Origin of the sequence: Streptomyces sp. NPDC052042 (genome assembly GCF_044548345.1) — a bacterium.
Lineage (GTDB): Bacteria > Actinomycetota > Actinomycetes > Streptomycetales > Streptomycetaceae > Streptomyces.
On sequence record NZ_JBIUBU010000019.1, the window covers coordinates 38,489 to 50,062 of the forward strand.

The following is an 11,574-nucleotide window of genomic DNA, read 5'->3' on the forward strand; positions in this document are numbered from 1 at the left end:
CCCGGGACGGGGGCACGGGTCGTACGGGCCGTTCGTCCGTGCTTCAGCCGTGCAGGCGGCGCAGCGCCCGGAACGCGAGGACGACGGCGAGCGCGGCCAGGGCGAGCAGTATGCCGGTCTCGACGAGCTGGAGCGGCCAGAAGTGCGAGGCGGGGTGGTACTCGGCGTAGCTCCCGGTGATGTGCCGCTCGGCCAGGCACTGCTTGAAGTCGGCACCCCAGCTCAGACACGTGTCCTCGGGCAGCCGTCCGCCGTCGGCGGTCAGCCAGCCCCATGCGACGGGGACGGCCCCGTCGGGGAGCATGTCCGTGTGCCCCAGGCGGAACGTGTGGGTCAGTGTGGGCCAGAGGTCGTTGCGCACCGCGTTCAGGGCCGCCACCAGCACGCCGTAACCGATCACGGTCGTGACCATCGCGGCCACGGTGCGCCGGAGCACCAGCCCGGCCAGCGCGCCCAGGGCCAGCATGCACAGGGCGTAGCCGACGGGGACCGTGCCCATCGAACCGTACGCCGCGCGGCCGTACCAGTCGATCGGGTAGTAGGTCCGGTCGGTCCGCGACCAGGCCCAGGCGCAGACCGCCGACAGCACACCGACCCCGGCCAGGGTCAGCACGGCGGGCACCGCGAGCTTGGCGGCGAGCCAGCGGGCCGGCGGGACCGACTGGGTCCACGCCAGTCGGTATGTGCCGCTCTCCAGCTCACGGCCGATCATCGGACCGGCGACGAACAGTCCGAGGATCGCGGGCAGGACCATCATCACCGCGTTCGCGTAGCCGACGGCCCGACTGATCCGGAGCTCGGAGTCGAGGAAGCCGCGGACGACGTCACCGCACCCCCGGACCGTGTTCTCGATCGAGCAGCCGGAGTCCGCGAACGTTTCGGCGGCCGGGTCCGGCCACAGGAGGAAACCGACCAGGGCGGCGATTCCGCCGAGCGCGAGGGCGCCGGCGCCCCACAGGGTCCTTTGGTGCTGGCGCGTCACGACCCGGACCGGGCCGCGCAGGACGAACGCGCTCATGCTGCCACCTCCTCGTCGAGCCCGGCCTCGGCGCTCGGCGTCAGCAGGGCGGGGGCCTCCGGCGACCGGAGGTGGGCCAGCAGCAGTTCTTCCAGGGTGGGCTCCGTCGCCTCCCAGACGGCCGTGTCGACAGGGCCCTGTCTGCGGACCAGCGCGGTCCGTGCCCGCCCGGTCGTAGAGGACTCGACGACGGTGTGCGGCGCGGTGTCGCGCACCGGACCGGTGAGCAGGGCGTGCGCGGCGAGGAGGTCGTCCGTCTCGCCGCCGAGCCGGACCCGGCCGCCGTCGACCAGCAGCAGGTAGTCGCAGGCGCCCTCCAGTTCGCCCAGGATGTGCGAGGACATCACGATGGTGGTGGCGTGCTCGGCGGCCTCCGCCATCAGCGCGCCCATGAGCTGATGCCGGGCGAGCGGGTCGAGGTCGGCCATCGGCTCGTCCAGCAGGAGCAGCTCGGGCCGCTTGCCGAGGGCGAGGGCCAGGGCCAGCCGGGTGCGCTGGCCGCCGGAGAGGGCACGGACCGAGGTGCCGCGCGGGAGGTCCGCGGCGATGCGTTCGGCGGTGTCCTGGTCCCAGGTGTCCGGGTTCAGCTCGGCGCCCGCCCAGAGCGTCCCGGCGACCGTCAGCTGCGGGTACAGCGGCTTGTCCTGGGCCACGAACGCCACCCGCGCCCGCGCCCGGCCGGGCGCCGCGCCCAGCACCCGGACCGCCCCCTCGCTCGGCCGCAGGAAGCCCGCGGCCAGCGCGAGCAGCGTGGACTTGCCCGCGCCATTGGGGCCGACGAGGGCGCACACGCGACCGGCGGGCAGCCGGAACGAGCAGTCGCGCAGCGCCCAGCGCCCGCCCCTGCCGTTCCGGTACTTCATGCCGAGGCCGACGGCCTCGATCGCGGTGCCTCCCCCGGCAGTGGTGCCTGCCGTGGCCGCGACGCCTGCCGTCGTCGCAGCGCCTGTTGAGCTCGCAGCGCCTGTCATCCGGGCTGATCCCCCTCGAAAGTCCTGTCCAGTACGGCGGTGAAGAGCGCGCTCACGTCGTCCTTCTCCAGGCCGGCCGCGCGGGCCCGCCGGGTCCAGTCGGCGAGTTCGGCGCGCAGCGGGCCGTCGTCGGCGGCCGCCGCGCCGCCGAGCGTCCGCGTGACGAAGGTGCCGAGACCGCGCCGGCCCTCGACCAGGCCCTCCCGCTCCAGCTCCCGGTACGCCTTGAGCACGGTGTTCGGGTTGATGGCGGTGGCCTCCACGACCTCCCGCGCGGCGGGCAGCCGGTCACCGGGCTCCAGGAGGCCGAGCCGGAGGGCCTGTTTGGTCTGCTGGACGATCTGGAGGTATGTGGCGACACCGCTGCGCCGGTCGATGCGGTACGCGATCGCGGCGGGCACTGCCATGCTTTCCCCCTTTCACTAAGTAAGTAGTGAAAGCATCTGCTGAATGAGGGGCGGTGTCAAGCGGACGTGCGATGCCCGTTCGACCCCGCCCCTCGGCGCGCTGAGCGGCCCGGACCCGGTCAGGTCTCCGTGCGGTACATCAGGTCCACCTCGTGCGTCGCGAAGCCCATGCGCTCGTAGACGGTCAGGGCGGCCTTGTTGTCCGCGTCGACGTAGAGCATCGCGGTCGGCAGCCCCTGGGCGGCCAGGTGACGCAGCCCGATCGCGGTGAGCGCCTTGCCGAGTCCGCCGCCCTGCGCGTCCGGCCGGATGCCGAGGACGTACACCTCGCCGAGCTGCTCCTCGGCGTGCACCTTCGTCCAGTGGAAGCCGATCAGTCCGCCGTCGCGTTCGGCCAGGAAGAAGCCCTTCGGGTCGAACCAGGGCTGCGCCTTGCGGTCGTCCAGGTCGCGCTGGGTCAGCGCGCCCTGTTCCGGGTGGTGGGCGAAGGCGGCGCGGTTCACCGCGAGCCAGGCGTCGTCGTCCTCGCCGGGGACGAAGGCGCGGACGGTGACACCGGGCGGGAGGACCGGCTCCGGGATGTCCGGCGGGAGCAACGGGCGGCGGAGCTGGCGCAGTTCGCGGAAGAGGGAGAGACCGAGGACCTGGGCCAGATGCCGGGCGGCGGACTTCCCGCCGTGCGCCCACACGCGCAGCCGCTTGCCCGTCACCGCGAGGAGCGCCGCCCCGAGCGCCCGCCCGTGCCCCTGTCCGCGGTACGCGGGGTGCACGACCAGCTCGGCGGCCGGTGCCTCGACGGGGTCGGTGTCCTCCAGCTGTGCGTACCCCACCAGGGTTCCTCCGCTGCTGAGCAGCAGATGCCGCACCCCCTCGCGCCGCCCGCCCCGAAGCTGGAGGCGCCCCTGCTCGGACACGGCCTGCCTGCCGTCGGAACGGGCTGCCTCGTCGAGCAGATCGGACACCGCCTGGGCCTGTTCGGGGGAGAGCGCGTCGAGCGTCTGGATCTCCCGCCCGGGGGCGGGGAGCGGTACGTCAGTCGTCATGTGTACGAGCGTACGGGGGTGAGGCGGCGGTTGGCGGGTGTCACGGGGCCGGGGTGGTCACGGTGGTGCGCGGCCGGCCACATCCCGGATTCCTTCTCCGTGCCGACGGGTCTTTGGAGCTCATGCGCGCTGTAACGCTTCTGCGCGCTGTAACGCTTCTGCCCGCGTATATGAGCGATACGGATGGTATCGGGGCTTCGGTCACGATTCCGACCGCATGGCAATCAGTTCGTAACCATGCACATCTGTCGCGCTACGCGCGTTGACCCTAGGCTGCGCACGAAGTCTCCAGACTCGTCACCACCTTTGACCCTCGCTGAACTCACAAGGGGACCGATGTCAGCGCAACCGCAGAAGAACCGCGCGTCCCGGCGGGTGCTCGCCGCCGCGGCCGGGCTCGCCACCATCGGCGCGCTCATGGCCGCGATGCCGGCCGCCGCCCAGGGCCAGGGCAACAGCAACAGCCAGGGCAACGAAGACGGGCAGGGGCACCACAAGCCGGCCCGTACCGTCGACGTGCAGCTGCTGTCCTTCAACGACCTGCACGGGAACCTGGAGCCGCCGGCCGGTTCGGCGGGCACGGTCAACGAGACGCGGCCCGACGGCACGACGGAGGCCGTTCCGGCCGGTGGCGTCGAGTACCTCGCGTCCTCGCTGCGCACGGCGCGCAAGGGCCACCCGTACTCGATCACCGCAGCCGGTGGCGACCTGGTCGGGGCGAGCCCGCTGTTGTCCGGCCTCTTCCACGACGAGCCGACCATCGAGGCGCTCAACAAGCTGGACCTGGACGTCACGAGCGTCGGCAACCACGAGTTCGACGAGGGTGCCACGGAGCTGGCCCGCCTTCAGAACGGCGGCTGCCACCCGGTCGAGGGCTGCTACGAGAAGGGCAAGAAGTTCAAGGGTGCCGACTTCCCGTACCTCGCCGCCAATGTGACGAACGAGAAGACCGGCAAGCCGATCCTCAAGCCGTACACGGTGTGGAAGAAGAACGGCGTCAAGATCGGTTTCATCGGTGTGACCCTGGAGGGCACGCCGGACATCGTCACGGCCAACGGCGTCAAGGGCCTGAAGTTCCACAACGAGGTCGAGACGATCAACAAGTACGCCAAGGAGCTGGACCGCAAGGGCGTCAAGTCCATCGTTGCCCTGATCCACGAGGGCGGGATGCCCGCGTCCGGTGCGTACGACTACGACTGCGACAGCTCCGGCCCCGGCGCGGGCATCTCCGGTCCGATCGTCGACATCGCCAAGGGCATCACGCCCAAGGTCGACGCGCTGGTCACGGGCCACACCCACCAGGCGTACGTGTGCACGATTCCGGACCCGGCGGGCAACCCGCGCATGGTCACCTCGGCCTCGTCGTTCGGCAAGCTGTACACGGACACGACCCTCACCTACGACCTCCGCACCAAGGACATCGTCCGTACGTCGGTGAAGTCGGCCGGTGCGCAGAACCCGCGGTCGGCGAACCACATCGTCACCCGGGAGCAGCCCAGGGCCAGCGACATGACGGCCCTGATCGAGCGCTGGAACGCCCTCGCGGCCCCCATCGCGAATCGTCCGCAGGGCTACATCAGCGCCGACATCGACGGCCGCGGCTCCACGGCGCTCGAGAAGCCGCTCGGTGACCTGATCGCGGACGCCCAGCTGGAGGGCCTGGCCCCGGCTGACAAGGGCGGCGCGGTCCTGGCCCTGATGAACCCGGGCGGTATCCGCGCGGACCTGGTGTACAAGGCGTCCGGCGACGAGGGCGACGGTGTGGTGACGTACGGCGAGGCGTTCACCGTGCAGCCCTTCACCAACATGATGAACGTCCTCGACCTGACCGGCGCCCAGCTGATCACCGCGCTCCAGCAGCAGGTCAGCGGCCCCAACGAGGCCAGTCCGAAGATCCTTCAGGTGTCCGAGGGCCTGACGTACACCCTGGACATGACGAAGTCCGGCGCCGCCCGTGTGGTCACCGACACCATCAAGCTGAACGGTGAGGCGATCGACCCGGCGAAGACGTACCGCGTCGCGATGAACGAGTTCCTGGCAGGCGGCGGCGACGGCTTCGCGGCTCTCGGCCAGGGCACGAACAAGCTGGTCGGCCCCTCCGACCTGGATGTGTTCAACGCCTACCTGGCGGCCCACTCCTCGGCCGCCGCGCCGCTGGACCCGCCGGCGGCGGACCGGATCACGGTCATCCAGTAACACCCGCACGCGGGGACTTCGGGGCGGCGGGCCGGACGGGCCCGCCGCCCCTCGTCGTTTCCGGCGCCGGGTGGCCACGGGCCGGGGTCAGATGCCGTGGGCGGTGCCCGGTCGGCTGCGGGGAGTGTCTCGCCGGCCTCGCGGGCCTCGCGTTCGCCGAGACAGCCCGGTTCCGCCCTCCGCCGAGTGTTTGGGCGGGCCCGGGAGGTTGGTGTCGCCGGTGTGCCGACGAACCGGCGTGCCGGGTGACGCTCCGACAGTCCTTCGGCGCGGACCGGCGCGACTCCGCCACGAACTGCATCGGTTGAGCGGGTCCGCGAGCGGAGCCCCTTGCCCGCGCTCGCCGCGGCGTCAGGCGGAGAGCTGTTCGGCACGGACCAGATGCACGCAGGCCGCCGCAGTGATGACCAGGGGCGAGGCGATCGCCACGAGCATCATCCACTCACCCCCCACGAGGCCGCCGGTACCGATTCCCATACCGAGCAGGAGGCCGAGCAGCGGGAGCATGACCGATACCAGCAGGGTGGCAGCCGTGCCGATCACCTTGTCGCGGTTCTGCCACTGCGGGGTCGCCCACACGGCCACGACGGTCACGATCGCCAGGACGACACCCGCCGCGGGTGCGGTGACCGCGGCCAGCCCTGTGAGCGCCAGCAGAACCAGGGGCACGACGGCGCGCCGACGGTGGACGGGTGCTGCGGCAGGGCTCTCTCCCAGCGCGCTGGCCGCCATCGAGCGGGGGTCGCCGAGGCGTGCGAGCACGGTGTGGATCGTCCGGTCATCGGGGTCGGCCTCCCTGGCCAGGGAGACGGCGATGTGTTCGTCCAGATCGGCGATCAGCTCGTTGCGGCGCTCCTCGTCGAGTTCGGCCGTCTCGCGTGCCACGGCGGCCAGGTAGTTCTTCACCAGCGGATGCTGTGCGGTCTTCATGGTGGCTTTCCCTCTCGGTCGGCGGATCAGCGGGCGGGGCGGCGACTCGGCCGTCAGGAGGCGATGAAGTGGTCGACGCCGTCGCGGAAGCGCGGCCACACGGTGGCGAATTCGGCGAGGGCGGCCTGCCCCGTAGGCGTCAACTCGTAGTAACGGCGCGGTGGTCCACTGGGGGACTCCTGCCAACGGGTGTCCACGAGACTTTCGCGGCGCAGCCGCGAAAGCAGCGGGTAGATGGTGCCCTGGCTGGTGGTCATCACATCCACCGCACCCAGCGCCTCCAGCAACTCCACTCCGTAGAGCGGGCCGTCCCGCAACAGTGCGAGCACGCAGTACTCGAGCACCCCCTTGCGTAGCTGGCTCTCCGCCTTGCCTCCAGCCGGCTTGGCTGTCAAATCAGGTACCATGCAACGCATAGTACCTGGCGTTGAAAGTGACTATCCGCTCCTCGCCGGTGAGTCACTCGCTGGGGATCGGTTGAGGTGGCTCGGGGCGCGCTGAGCTCGGGGCACTCGATGAGCCGACTGCGGTCACCGCGCGTGGGGCGGGTGATGACGGCGATCGGAGGGCCTGTTCGCGCTGTTCCAGCTGTGACGTGTGCCCGTCATAATCCGAGGGCCGTTCCCCCCACCGCAGACGGAGGCCCTCCGCATGAGCAGCCCGTACGCCGGTTCGCGTCGCACCTTCCTCGATGGCTCCGAGGCGGTCGGCTGGATCAGCCTCGGCATCGTCCCGCTGGACTTTTTTGCCACCCGGTCGGGCCTCGTGGAGTCACTGATCCGGCACAACCCGGGGCTCTGAGGGGTCCGGGCCGAGCGGATTACCTCCCGCGTCATCGCCGTACGCCGGCACTCCTGGCTACGTTCGGAGCCTCGTCCCGCACGGGGACGCCGACGAGCCGACGAAGGGATCCGACGTGTCCGCCTATGGCTTCGCGCATCTGCGCAACCGTCGTCATCACCCCGACATCCTGGAGTACTTGGAGCGTATTCAGGCCACGCTCGACCCCTTTCACGGCCGCTTCGTCATCCACGGCCCTCCGGCCGAAGTGGTGGAGGGCAGTTGGCCCGGCAGCATGGTGCTGATCGAGTTCCCCGACCTGGCGGAGGCCCGCGCCTGGTACGAGTCCTCCGCGTACCAGGAGATCCTGGGACTTCGGACCGACCACATCGAGGGAGACGTGGTGCTGGTCGAGGGCGTCGGCCCGGACTACGACCCGGGCGTGCGCGCGGCGAAGCTGCGGGCGGAGGCGGTGACTCGTCGGGACTGATCCATCGGGCCCTGCTTTGATCTCCCTCCGTCGTCTTCCTGTGCCCCACACGCGGTCACCATGACCGTCGCGGCCAGCAGTGCAACAGCCGGGAAGGCTCTCCGCAGGTTCACGGCTGACCCCTGGTGACGATCCTCGCCAGGCTGTTGAGGCGCTCGTTGTCCCAGTACAGGGAGTGCCCGGTGTACAAGGAGTGCGGGGGCATCGATTCGCCGCCCGAGCATGGGAACCTCCCGTCGGGGACGTCGAAGGCCCTGCCGCTGAAGTCGTCGGAAACCGGATCGGTTCCGTGGACGATCGAGTGGGTGTCGAAAAGCCTCATGTCAGCCTTTGAGTTGAGGGGAGCGCACGCAGCTTCGGGGCCCGTTTCGCGTCGGCGTCCGTGGCTTCCTCCGGCGCGTCGGTGACCCATGCCCGCCGTCACCGGCCCTGGTCCTGGCCGCCGACGGGGTCCGTGTCCGCGTACTTCAGCTTCAGCCGGTCGAGTTCGTCCTTGACCGCCTCGTCAGTCGTCGACTGGTCCTTGCCCGCCCGCTCCAGGAGTTCCTGGAGGGAGCCGCACCGCTCGCCGACACTTCTGACGTACTTCTTCCAGGAGTTGTACACGTCCTTCTGCGCCGCCGCGCCCAGGCAACCCGTCACCGCGCCGAGTCCGGCCTGACCGTTCTCCAGTTGGGTCAGTGCGGTGCTGATGCCCCCACGTAAGGAACCGACCCCTTCGCCGGCCGTGACCCACGCCTTCCTGCTGGACTTCAATGTGTCGGTCGCGGCCTCGGCCGAGGGGCCCGGCCCGGCCGGGGCCTGGTTCAGGCGCATCGCCACGGACTGCCGACCGGTCACGTCGGCTTTGATCTGTTCCCACTCGTCCCACGCCATGCGTAGCCGCCTCCCCGTTTGCTTCTGCGGATCCGGCTCGGCCGAGGACTCCGCCTTGCGTCGAGGGCGTGAACGGGGCGGAAGAGACCGGAACAGCCCCGGAGCAGGTCTCGAAAGTGCCAGAGATTTCTTCTGGTCCGGCGGACGAATGGCGGAACCGGCGTTGGATTGCGGCCACCGCCCGACTCCAGGAGCCCGATGAACTCCGCTGATCACGTGGTGGCCGTTCCCATTCTCAGCTGATCCACCGCGCGATTGCGAACGTGTCCGCCTGCTCCCACATGTTTTGAGCCAGGGTGGAGTAGGAGTCCGATGTGCTGCGACGTGCTGTGGGCGCTGCGGTCGGGTGGGCGACGCTCGTGGTCGGCTTCGCGGGTGTGGACCCGCGGGGAAGGGCGGCGCACCGTCACGACGCGAGGCTGTGGCCCCGCTGAACGTTCCCCCTTGCCCGATCAGCCTCCCGGCGGCCGGCCGAGGACGCCGACCACTACGCCGCCGCCGTCCCGGCCGCCCCGCTCCGGTTCACAGCCCCGGCGGTGGCTGCGGGGCGCCCGGGAGCCGGATCGAGGCCACCGTGCCGCCGTCCCCGTCCGACGCCGGGCGCAGGGCGACCGTGCCGCCCGCCTGCTGGATCGTGCGGGCGACGATGGACAGGCCGAGGCCCGAGCCGGGGAGCTGGCGGGCGGACGGGGAACGCCAGAAGCGCTCGAAGACGTGGGGCAGCTCCTCGCCGGGGATGCCGGGGCCGTGGTCCCGTACCGTCAGCTCGCCGTCGCGCAGGGCCACCTCGATCGTGCCGCGCGGCGGGCTGAACTTGACCGCGTTGTCCAACACGTTGACCACCGCCCGCTCCAGCGCGGCCGGTTCGGCCCGCACGTACCACGCGGTCAGGTCGGCCCGGATGGTCAGCTCGGGGCCGCGCAGCCGGGCGCGCTGCAGGGCCGTGTCCGCGATGTCGTGCAGGCCCACGACCTGGAGCCGGCCGGGGGCCGCCGCGTCGGGGCGGGCCAGTTCCTGGAGGTCTCCGATGAGCGAGGCCAGCTCCGTCATCTGTGCCTTCACCGACGCCATCAGCGCCTTGCGGTCGTCCGGCGGGATCGCCCGGCCGGTCTCGTCGCTACGGGCCAGTAGCTCGATGTTGGTACGCAGCGAGGTCAGCGGCGTCCGCAGCTCGTGTCCGGCGTCCGCGATCAACTGAGCCTGGCGGTCCCGGGAACTGGCCAGGGAAGCGGTCATGGAGTTGAACGAGCGGGACAGCCGGGCGATCTCGTCCTCGCCCTCGGCGGGGATGCGGACGGTGAGGTCCTCGGTGCGGGCGACGTGCTCGACCGCCTCGGTGAGTTCGTCGACGGGACGCAGCCCGGTGCGGGCGACCCAGAGACCGGCCGCGCCCGCACCGACGACACCGATGCCGGAGACGGCGAGCAGCACCCACGCCAGGGTGGACAGCGGGGCGTCGATCTCGCTCATCGGGCGGGCGATGGATACGGCGATCCGGCCCGTGGCCCCGCCGGGAATCTGGGTGATCTGCACCACCGGGTAGGTGTAGACCCGCATTCGGGTGCCGTTCGCGGCCGTGGCCGAGTGCAGGGCGTAGGGCTGGTCCTGGTCGACGACCGCCAGGTCCGCCGCGGTCACCGGGAGCGGGGACACGTCGGGGGCGATGCACACCGTGCCCCGGGAGTCGACGAGCTGGGCGGTGTACTTCCCGGTGAACGTCCGGGGCGGCAGCGGAGTCGTGCCCCGGCAGTAGGCGTACAGGTCCAACAGATAGTTCGTGTCGACCTTGAGGCTGCGCAGCGAGGAGTCCATCTGGTCCTTCAGCTGCGCCCGGGTCACGAACCAGCACGCCGCTGCCACCGCCGCCACCGCGAACGCGACCGCCGTCGCCACCAGCAGCGCGAGCCGGGTGCGCAGCGGCAGGGCGCGGAGCCGGCGCAGGACCCCGGTCATCCGTCACCGCCGCCGGTGCGGAGCGCGTAACCGACCCCCCGCACCGTGTGCACGAGCCGCGGTTCGCCGCCCGCCTCCGTCTTGCGGCGCAGGTACATCACGTACACGTCCAGGGAGTTGGAACTGGGTTCGAAGTCGAACCCCCACACCGCCTTGAGGATCTGCTCACGGGTCAGCACCTGGCGCGGGTGCGCCAGGAACATCTCCAGCAGGGTGAACTCGGTGCGGGTCAGCTCGACCCGGCGGGCACCCCGGCTGACCTCGCGGGTGGCGAGGTCCATCCGCAGGTCGGCGAAGGCCAGCACGTTCTCGTCGGTGCCGCCAACGGCCGCTGCGGCGGCGTACGAGCTGCGGCGCAGCAGGGCCCGGATGCGGGCGAGGAGTTCGTCCAGTTCGAAGGGCTTGACCAGGTAGTCGTCGGCGCCCGCGTCGAGGCCGGTGACCCGGTCGCCGACGGTGTCGCGGGCGGTGAGCATCAGGATGGGGGTCGTGGTCCCGGCGGAACGGAGCCTGCGGGCCGCCGTCAGGCCGTCCATCCGAGGCATCTGGATGTCGAGGACGATGAGGTCGGGAGCGTACGACTCGGCCCTGGCCAGGGCGTCGACGCCGTCGACGGCGACCTCGGTGCCGTACCCCTCGAACGCGAGGCTGCGTTGCAGCGCCTCGCGCACGGCGGGTTCGTCGTCGACGATCAGAATGCGCTGCGGATCGTCCTCGGCGGGGCTCATCGCTGCTCGTCCTCTTCTCGTTCCGTGCGTCTTCGGGCACGGGTTTCCGCGCGTCCCGGTCGCGGGGGCCGGGCGCCTCCGCTCGCGCGGATCCGTGTGGCTCCTATGTGGGGCCGTGCGGCTCGGGCCATGGAGGTCCGCGCGTCTCAGGTCGCGGGGCGGACCACGGCCGGCGCGGGCCG

13 protein-coding genes are annotated in these 11,574 nt (G+C 71.2%); 3 read left to right on the plus strand and 10 right to left on the minus strand.

What is annotated here, in order from left to right; genetic code table 11:
* Positions 1–43: 43 nt before the first annotated feature.
* The 4 genes from ACIHCL_RS26520 to mshD all read right to left on the minus strand — a co-directional run bounded on the left by ACIHCL_RS26520 (position 44) and on the right by mshD (position 3,439).
* Entirely contained in the window at positions 44–1,018 is a 975-nt protein-coding gene (locus ACIHCL_RS26520) for a hypothetical protein (RefSeq protein WP_399865510.1), read from the minus strand.
* Entirely contained in the window at positions 1,015–1,881 is an 867-nt protein-coding gene (locus tag ACIHCL_RS26525; protein WP_399865713.1) for an ABC transporter ATP-binding protein, read from the minus strand. The genes ACIHCL_RS26520 and ACIHCL_RS26525 overlap by 4 nt, the downstream gene beginning before the upstream one ends.
* A gap of 104 nt (positions 1,882–1,985) precedes the next feature.
* The gene (locus tag ACIHCL_RS26530) at positions 1,986–2,396 is read right to left on the minus strand and encodes a GntR family transcriptional regulator (RefSeq protein WP_399865511.1); all 411 of its coding nucleotides are present in this window, start codon (positions 2,394–2,396) and stop codon (positions 1,986–1,988) included.
* A gap of 119 nt (positions 2,397–2,515) precedes the next feature.
* Positions 2,516–3,439, minus strand: coding sequence for a mycothiol synthase (gene mshD / locus ACIHCL_RS26535; protein WP_399865513.1), 924 nt, complete (start codon positions 3,437–3,439; stop codon positions 2,516–2,518).
* 336 nt (positions 3,440–3,775) lie between these two features.
* On the opposite strand from mshD, the gene ACIHCL_RS26540 reads away from it, so the two are divergent.
* The gene (locus tag ACIHCL_RS26540) at positions 3,776–5,635 is read left to right on the plus strand and encodes a bifunctional metallophosphatase/5'-nucleotidase (RefSeq protein ID WP_399865516.1); all 1,860 of its coding nucleotides are present in this window, start codon (positions 3,776–3,778) and stop codon (positions 5,633–5,635) included.
* A gap of 351 nt (positions 5,636–5,986) precedes the next feature.
* Here the strand turns inward: ACIHCL_RS26540 and ACIHCL_RS26545 are convergent, their stop codons facing one another.
* The gene (locus tag ACIHCL_RS26545; protein WP_399865517.1) at positions 5,987–6,565 is read right to left on the minus strand and encodes an HAAS signaling domain-containing protein; all 579 of its coding nucleotides are present in this window, start codon (positions 6,563–6,565) and stop codon (positions 5,987–5,989) included.
* A 53-nt stretch (positions 6,566–6,618) separates the two neighbouring features.
* The gene (locus ACIHCL_RS26550) at positions 6,619–6,972 is read right to left on the minus strand and encodes a PadR family transcriptional regulator (RefSeq protein ID WP_399865518.1); all 354 of its coding nucleotides are present in this window, start codon (positions 6,970–6,972) and stop codon (positions 6,619–6,621) included.
* Between the two features lie 244 nt (positions 6,973–7,216).
* Between ACIHCL_RS26550 and ACIHCL_RS26555 the strand changes: the two genes are divergently transcribed.
* Positions 7,217–7,366 carry a hypothetical protein gene (locus ACIHCL_RS26555; RefSeq protein WP_399865520.1) on the plus strand — a complete coding sequence of 50 codons (150 nt, stop codon included), beginning with the start codon at positions 7,217–7,219 and terminating at the stop codon, positions 7,364–7,366.
* A gap of 115 nt (positions 7,367–7,481) precedes the next feature.
* Positions 7,482–7,835, plus strand: a complete 354-nt coding sequence (locus tag ACIHCL_RS26560) for a DUF1330 domain-containing protein (RefSeq protein ID WP_399865523.1) — start codon at positions 7,482–7,484, stop codon at positions 7,833–7,835.
* A gap of 109 nt (positions 7,836–7,944) precedes the next feature.
* Here ACIHCL_RS26560 and ACIHCL_RS26565 read toward each other — a convergent pair whose 3' ends face one another.
* From ACIHCL_RS26565 to ACIHCL_RS26580, 4 genes are all read right to left on the minus strand, one after another.
* The gene (locus tag ACIHCL_RS26565; RefSeq protein WP_399865525.1) at positions 7,945–8,157 is read right to left on the minus strand and encodes a hypothetical protein; all 213 of its coding nucleotides are present in this window, start codon (positions 8,155–8,157) and stop codon (positions 7,945–7,947) included.
* Positions 8,158–8,255: 98 nt separating this feature from the next.
* Positions 8,256–8,711 carry a hypothetical protein gene (locus ACIHCL_RS26570; protein ID WP_399865526.1) on the minus strand — a complete coding sequence of 152 codons (456 nt, stop codon included), beginning with the start codon at positions 8,709–8,711 and terminating at the stop codon, positions 8,256–8,258.
* Positions 8,712–9,233: 522 nt separating this feature from the next.
* The gene (locus ACIHCL_RS26575) at positions 9,234–10,664 is read right to left on the minus strand and encodes an ATP-binding protein (RefSeq protein ID WP_399865528.1); all 1,431 of its coding nucleotides are present in this window, start codon (positions 10,662–10,664) and stop codon (positions 9,234–9,236) included.
* Entirely contained in the window at positions 10,661–11,392 is a 732-nt protein-coding gene (locus tag ACIHCL_RS26580) for a response regulator transcription factor (protein WP_399865529.1), read from the minus strand. The genes ACIHCL_RS26575 and ACIHCL_RS26580 overlap by 4 nt, the downstream gene beginning before the upstream one ends.
* Positions 11,393–11,574 lie beyond the last annotated feature (182 nt).

What these genes read in the sequence shown, in the direction of transcription:
- ACIHCL_RS26520 (WP_399865510.1), bottom strand. Translation starts at nt 1,018, where the DNA reads ATGAGCGCGTTCGTCCTGCGCGGCCCGGTCCGGGTCGTGACGCGCCAG.
- ACIHCL_RS26525 (WP_399865713.1), bottom strand. Translation starts at nt 1,881, where the DNA reads ATGAAGTACCGGAACGGCAGGGGCGGGCGCTGGGCGCTGCGCGACTGC.
- ACIHCL_RS26530 (WP_399865511.1), bottom strand. Translation starts at nt 2,396, where the DNA reads ATGGCAGTGCCCGCCGCGATCGCGTACCGCATCGACCGGCGCAGCGGT.
- mshD (WP_399865513.1), bottom strand. Translation starts at nt 3,439, where the DNA reads ATGACGACTGACGTACCGCTCCCCGCCCCCGGGCGGGAGATCCAGACG.
- ACIHCL_RS26540 (WP_399865516.1), top strand. Translation starts at nt 3,776, where the DNA reads ATGTCAGCGCAACCGCAGAAGAACCGCGCGTCCCGGCGGGTGCTCGCC.
- ACIHCL_RS26545 (WP_399865517.1), bottom strand. Translation starts at nt 6,565, where the DNA reads ATGAAGACCGCACAGCATCCGCTGGTGAAGAACTACCTGGCCGCCGTG.
- ACIHCL_RS26550 (WP_399865518.1), bottom strand. Translation starts at nt 6,972, where the DNA reads ATGGTACCTGATTTGACAGCCAAGCCGGCTGGAGGCAAGGCGGAGAGC.
- ACIHCL_RS26555 (WP_399865520.1), top strand. Translation starts at nt 7,217, where the DNA reads ATGAGCAGCCCGTACGCCGGTTCGCGTCGCACCTTCCTCGATGGCTCC.
- ACIHCL_RS26565 (WP_399865525.1), bottom strand. Translation starts at nt 8,157, where the DNA reads ATGAGGCTTTTCGACACCCACTCGATCGTCCACGGAACCGATCCGGTT.
- ACIHCL_RS26570 (WP_399865526.1), bottom strand. Translation starts at nt 8,711, where the DNA reads ATGGCGTGGGACGAGTGGGAACAGATCAAAGCCGACGTGACCGGTCGG.
- ACIHCL_RS26575 (WP_399865528.1), bottom strand. Translation starts at nt 10,664, where the DNA reads ATGACCGGGGTCCTGCGCCGGCTCCGCGCCCTGCCGCTGCGCACCCGG.
- ACIHCL_RS26580 (WP_399865529.1), bottom strand. Translation starts at nt 11,392, where the DNA reads ATGAGCCCCGCCGAGGACGATCCGCAGCGCATTCTGATCGTCGACGAC.